This window comes from Peribacillus sp. SIMBA_075, from assembly GCF_046534585.1.
On record NZ_JAWRYN010001136.1, the window covers coordinates 1 to 253 of the forward strand.

The window sequence follows — 253 nt, forward strand, 5'->3', positions numbered from 1 at the left end:
CTCCGTATTATCTAATGCTGCCTGCTGTGGAATTGACAACAACGTTAATGGCGGAAGTTCATACTTCGGTGGCGCTTGTAGTACGTTGCGCATATCATTCTCTTTTTGATTTACAACATATGCCTTCTCTTGTACTTCCGTACTTGAAATTGGCTTGTGTACTTGCTCTGCCACTACTTGCTGCACTGTTTTCTCTTCCACTTGTGGGTCCACTGCCACTTGTTGCATTGGTGTTTCTTCCACTTGTGGTTCT

The 253-nt window shown here is 44.3% G+C and carries 1 protein-coding gene; it reads right to left on the reverse strand.

The window, feature by feature from the left end; all coding sequences use genetic code 11:
- The coding region (locus SB775_RS31855) for a hypothetical protein (RefSeq protein WP_410865289.1) at positions 1-253 on the reverse strand (253 nt) is incomplete at both ends.